Genomic DNA, 4,609 nt, shown 5'->3' with positions numbered 1-4,609 from the left:
GACGCCGCGCCAGGTGGTCGCGTAGGTCTGGAAGACGGCGCGGTCCTGGAGCGTGAAGGCGCTCATCACCGGTGACTCCGAGAGCTAGTCGAGGATGCCGGTGCCGGTCGCGGTCGCGTTCTGCAGCGCGATCGGCGCCGGGCGATCTCTGCCGCCTGCGCGATCTGGTCGGATGGAGGCGCCGAAAGTGGAAGTTGAAGTCGGTGTTCGCCGCCGAGACCCAGGGAAGGCTCCAGGCCATCCGCCGCCTGTACGCCTGCAGCTTCGCCAGCGGAGCCCGCGACACGAGCAGCAGGGTCACGTCGATCGGGTGCATCTCAGGTTGTCACCGTCGTCCTTTCCGGCCGTGCCATTCACAACAAAGTGGCAGCACCCGAACTCGTGACCGCCCGCCTGCCTACCGGCCGCGTGTTGCCGGTCCGCGACGTGAGTTGGCCGTCAGTGCACGATGTCGTACCGGACGTGCAGAATGCAGGACATGTCTCAGCCATCTGGGCACCGACACCATGCCATCGACTACGTGGAGCTCACGGTCACCGACCTCGCACAGGCCAAGCGCTTCTACACTGAAGCGTTCGGCTGGCGGTTCAACGACTACGGGCCTGAGTACGCCGGCATCCAGAGCCCGCAGGGTGAATCCGCACCCGAGGTGGGCGGTCTCCGCACGGGGCAGGAGGTGCGGGCGGGAGGCCCGTTCGTGTTGCTGTATTCGACCGACCTGAACCGTTCCGTGGAGGCGGTGGAGAACGCCGGCGGCCAGGTGGTGAACGGGCCGTACGAGTTCCCCGGTGGACGCCGGTTCCACTTCACCGACCCGAGCGGGAACGAACTGGGCGTCTGGGCCGAGGCCTAGCGCGCAGGGCGGCAGGCCGCCGGTCCACGATGGCCCGCTGGTTACCAGCGGACAACGGACCCCGAGGTCATGATCGGGTCGACCGCTTCTCCCTGCATCGAGACGACGTCACTGCTGTGCTGTTGACGTCCTTGCCCCTTGGGCAAGCTTCACCGAGGAGTACCGAAGGGTGCAGTGAGGCTCAGGGGCTGGGCCGGTCGGGGTGCTGGGTGTCGGGGAGGAAGACCCGGAAGGAGGCCCCCCCACCAGGGCGGTCCTGGACCCAGGCGCGGCCGCCGTGGAGGCTGGCGAACTGGGTGACCAGGGCCAGGCCGATGCCGGAGCCGGGGGCGTGGTCGGCGATGTTGCCGCCCTGGTGGAAGGGCTGAAAGATCCGTTCGCGAAGCTGGGCCGGTACGCCGGGCCCCTCGTCTTCGACCAGGAGCAGGACGCCGTCGTCCTGGGCATGCAGCCGGACCCAGATGGTGGTCCCCGCTGGGGTGTGCTTGGCCGCATTGACGAGCAGGTTCTCGATGATCCGCTCCAGCTTGGGGGCGTCTGCGGCCAGTCGCAGCGGTGGGGCGTCGACCACCACCGGGTGCTCGTCCCTCACGCCGGCGTCCTCCACCACCCGGTGCACCAGGGCGCCGAGGTCGATCAGCTGGCGACGAGGGGTGAGCGTGCCGCGGGCGAGCCGGTCCAGATCAAGCAGGTCGCCGAGGAGCCGATCAAGCTTGCGGGCGTTGCCCGACAGCCGATGCAGCAGGTCGGCGAGGTCAGGAGCTGGCAGACCGGCGGCGCGGTGCTCCAGGGTGAGGGCGATGCCGAGGATGGTCGTCAGGGGCGTGCGCAGATCGTGTGAGACCGCTTGCAGGAAGGTCGTCTTCATCTCATCCACTGCCCGCAGGTGCTCGGCGGCGGCCCGCTCGCGCTCCAGGGCGGCGGCGAGCTGGTAGGCGGCCTCCTGCTCGCGGTCCAGCGCCTCAGCCAGGTGGTCGGCGATCAGGTGGGTGGCCGTGATGTCGGTCAAGATTCCCTGCCAGAACAAGCGGCGGCCGTCGCCAGCACGGATCAAGACCGCCTCGTCGCGAACCCAACGCACCTGGCCATCGGCGGTGCGCATGCGGTACTCAGCCGAGAATGGCTCCCCGGTTCGGTTGGTCCGCTCATCCTCGGCCGCGACCCGCTCGAGGTCCTCGGGATGCACCAGCCGGTCCCACAGCTCCGGGTCGCCGATACAGTCGGCGGCCGACACGCCCAGCAGCGCCTGGATCTGGGGGCTCATGTAGAGGATCGAATTCGGTACCTCGGGACTGAGCGCATACACCACACCAGGGAGACGTTCCAGCAGCGCCTGCAGGCTCGCCTCGACATCGATCAGGCGTCGCTCAAGCTCGCCCCGGGTCGCCAGCTCTGCCCGCAGCTGGATCTGGGTCATGACCAGCCCGGCCAGGTCGGTGAGGATGGCCACCTGGTCCGCAGTCCATTCCCGCGGGCGGTGGTCGACGACGCACAGCGAGCCCAGGGCATACCCGGAATCGTCGATCAGAGGGACCCCGAGATAGGCCGCCAGGCCAAGCTCCCGGACCAACGGGTTGTCGCGGGCAAGCGCATCATGACCGGTGTCGCCAATCGCCAACGGCTGGCGGGTCACCAGTACGTGCTGACACAGCGAATGCGACAGCGGGGTCTGCCTGGCTGTCGCCCAGGGTTCGGGAAGCCCCACGCAGGCCTTGAAGAACTGGCGGTCGTCCTCGATGAGTGGCACCAGCGCGATCGGGACCTCGAGCAGGCGGGCGGCCATCCGGGCCACCCGATCAAAGGCGGCCTCGGCTGGGGTGTCGAGCAGGTTGGTCTGGCGCACCGCGGCCAGCCGACCCGGGTCGGTCAGCACGCTGATCAGCTGAGAACCCATGCTGGCGACCTCCTTCGACCACTCCAGACCTGCTCGGTCCTGCAACCGCTGCCTTGGCCACCAAGTCGGCCTATCGTCCCAAGGCGACCTACCACAATCGGCACTTTTGACCAGCCGCCAGCTCGTCCATAGGCAACGACACTGACTCTGGTTCGGAACCTCCGACATCCCAGGCCCCCGCCGGTCGTGGGATGCTAGTGGCCATGGTCCTGGACCTGACCCCTGATGAGCTGCTGGCCACGACCCGCAGCGTGCGCAAGCGGCTGGATCTGACCCGCCCGGTCGAGCGCGAGGTGCTCGCCGAGTGCCTGCGCCTGGCCCAGCAGGCCCCGACCGCCAGCTACGCCCAGAACTGGCACTTCATCGTGGTCACCGACCCCGAGCGGCGGGCCGCGCTGGGGGAGTTGTGGCGCAGCGTCGCCGGCCCCTACCTGGAGCGGCGGGCCGCCGCGGCCGCCGCCGACGAACGCGTGGCCCGCATCTCCGATGCCGTGCGGTATCTGGCCGAGCGCATCCACCAAGTGCCGGTTCATGTGATCCCGTGTGTGGAAGGCCGGACCGACCATGCCCCGGTGGTGGTCCAGGCCTCGCGGTGGGGATCGATCATTCCGGCCGCTTGGAGCTTCATGCTGGCCGCCCGCGCTCGCGGGCTCGGCACCGTCTGGACCACCTTCCATCTGCGCCACGAGCACGAGGCGGCCGAGCTGCTGGGGATCCCGTTTGAGACGGTGATGCAGGCGGCGCTGATCCCGGTCGCCTACACCGTCGGTACCGACTTCAAGCCCGCCGCCCGCCACCCCCTGGACACGATGGTCCACTGGGACCAGTGGTAGGGCGGGGTGCAGGCCGGTGGTCTGGTCATTCCCTGTAATCCCAGTTGGCTACCTTCTCAGGTCAGGACCGCACCCGCTGGATGCTCCCATCGACGTGAGCTGGTGAAGTGGGGTTGCCCTCGCCGGCCGGCTGGCGCCGCGGTCGATGTCAGAATCTCCAGTCGGCGGGGGCGCGTGGGTCGGGAACGTAGGCGCAATAGGTCCCCGTGCGGATGGTACGGCTGAGATGCTGGCCGAGCTGGGGATGGTGCTCGGCGATGCGGGTCATGGCCTGGCGGACCGCGCGGGTCACCGCGGCTCGGGCGCGCTCGGACGCGGACGCGGCTGGTCGATCACGACCACCCAGCCCAAACGCGCGCGCGAGCTCTCGAACCAGGAACTCGCGCTCGACGTCGGCCTGCGCGGCCCGTTCGGCGTCGCCGATGGCGCGCGCTTGTTCGAGGTCGTCGTCGATCTCGGCCAGGCGTCGGCGGTAGGCGTCCTTGGCTTGGGCGTCCAGGCCCTCGCCCGCGTGGCCGAGTGTCGAGCGCGGCAGGCCGGCCGCTCGGCTGCTGTCCGGCTGGGCACCGCTGCCGGTCTCGGCGGCGACCAGATCCAGCACGTGGTACTCCCGGCCCGGATCGGCGAGGAGCCGCGCGAGGTATCGCAAGCCCTTGAGGTCGCGCACGCGGACGGTGTGTCCTTCGAAGCTCACCGACCAGTAGTCCCCCTCGCGACGAAAGACGTTGACGCTCGCAGCCGGCTGCTCGTCGGGTGTGTCGTGGTCCTCCATAGGTCCTGGTGGGGTCACCGACGGCGCGGTTTGGATCCCGTCGAGGATGGTGCGGGCCGCTTGGCGCTCCAGGACGGCCCGGTGCTCGCTGCCGCTGGCCCGGTGCGCCTCGGCCAGGGCCATGCGGGCGGCCGCCGCCTCATAGGGGGCGCCGACCTCGTTCCAGAGTCGCACCGCTTCCGACAAGGACTGTTCCGCGCCTGCGGCATCGCCGTCGGCGAGCCGCACCCTCCCTCGAGCGAGGGCGGCGCCGGCGA

General features: G+C 69.6%; 4 protein-coding genes. 2 read left to right on the top strand and 2 right to left on the bottom strand.

Annotation, left to right across the window (positions count from 1 at the left end; genetic code table 11):
- Nucleotides 1–478: 478 nt before the first annotated feature.
- Nucleotides 479–853 carry a VOC family protein gene (locus VF468_16985; protein HEX5879988.1) on the top strand — a complete coding sequence of 125 codons (375 nt, stop codon included), beginning with the start codon at nucleotides 479–481 and terminating at the stop codon, nucleotides 851–853.
- Nucleotides 854–1,034: 181 nt separating this feature from the next.
- Here the strand turns inward: VF468_16985 and VF468_16980 are convergent, their stop codons facing one another.
- On the bottom strand, nucleotides 1,035–2,747 hold the full coding sequence (locus VF468_16980) for an ATP-binding protein (protein HEX5879987.1): 1,713 nt from the start codon (nucleotides 2,745–2,747) through the stop codon (nucleotides 1,035–1,037).
- Between the two features lie 203 nt (nucleotides 2,748–2,950).
- Between VF468_16980 and VF468_16975 the strand changes: the two genes are divergently transcribed.
- On the top strand, nucleotides 2,951–3,580 hold the full coding sequence (locus tag VF468_16975) for a nitroreductase family protein (protein HEX5879986.1): 630 nt from the start codon (nucleotides 2,951–2,953) through the stop codon (nucleotides 3,578–3,580).
- Nucleotides 3,581–3,728: 148 nt separating this feature from the next.
- On the opposite strand, the gene VF468_16970 is transcribed toward VF468_16975, so the two are convergent.
- Nucleotides 3,729–4,609, bottom strand: an 881-nt coding sequence (locus VF468_16970; protein HEX5879985.1) for a transcriptional regulator, incomplete at its 5' end; no start/stop codon positions are given.

The organism is Actinomycetota bacterium, assembly GCA_036280995.1.
In the GTDB taxonomy this organism is placed as follows: domain Bacteria; phylum Actinomycetota; class CALGFH01; order CALGFH01; family CALGFH01; genus CALGFH01.
Note: the sequence above shows the minus strand (reverse complement) of the source record. Positions and strands in the feature narration are given on the sequence as shown.

Bases quoted from the DNA above. Each gene is read 5' to 3' on its own strand.
- VF468_16985 (HEX5879988.1), top strand. From the start codon at position 479: ATGTCTCAGCCATCTGGGCACCGACACCATGCCATCGACTACGTGGAG.
- VF468_16980 (HEX5879987.1), bottom strand. From the start codon at position 2,747: ATGGGTTCTCAGCTGATCAGCGTGCTGACCGACCCGGGTCGGCTGGCC.
- VF468_16975 (HEX5879986.1), top strand. From the start codon at position 2,951: ATGGTCCTGGACCTGACCCCTGATGAGCTGCTGGCCACGACCCGCAGC.